Genomic DNA, 762 nt, shown 5'->3' on the forward strand with positions numbered 1-762 from the left:
CCGTTAAAATCGGACTGCAAAGATACTACGTTTAACTTTAATAAAACAAGAAAAATTTAAACTATTTTTTAACCTTTTCTTTACGTATCCTACACCCTATTTTAATGAACTCTTACTAACTTCTTAGCTTACCGCTTTTCCGTTTGCGGGTGCAAATATAGATACCTTTTTCCTTATAACAAGCACTTTTTTCACCTTTTTTCTAAACCTTTTTTTAATACTTTAAACCTTAATGTTTTACATAAGAAAGTTTTTCAAATTGTATTATTAAGCTACTATCATTTATCTTCTAAAACAGAGAACCTCTCTACGAATTTTAGAAACATCTTATCCTTAAAAAGACATGAAACACTAACGAAGCCTAGTATTTAAAACACTTCTAACCCTTACAAATAGTCATTATTAAGCATAATATCTCGAAACAAAATCTATTTTGAAATACCTTATATATATATTGTATGAAAAATGCTTTTACAATATCTTTGCAATTCAAAATTTCCACTTGTAAGGAAATTACATATAACACATATATATAATGATTAAGATTACATTGCCTGACGGGAGCGTCAAAGAATTTGAAAAGAACAGCACTCCAATGGATGTTGCGAAAAGTATTAGTGAAGGTTTAGCTAGAAATGTTATTTCTGCAAGTTTTGAAGGGAAAACTATTGAAACTACCACCCCACTTACCACAGACGGCTCGTTAGTATTATATACCTTTAATGATACGGCAGGAAAGAAAGCTTTTTGGCATTCTTCTGC

General features: G+C 30.1%; 1 protein-coding gene. It reads left to right on the forward strand.

The features are described from left to right. Positions 1–535: 535 nt before the first annotated feature. Positions 536–762: TGS domain-containing protein (locus OU788_RS12495; protein ID WP_274635465.1), on the forward strand; the 227-nt coding region annotated here is incomplete at its 3' end.

It is taken from the genome of Tenacibaculum sp. L6 (assembly GCF_028823685.1).
Taxonomy (GTDB): Bacteria; Bacteroidota; Bacteroidia; order Flavobacteriales; family Flavobacteriaceae; genus Polaribacter.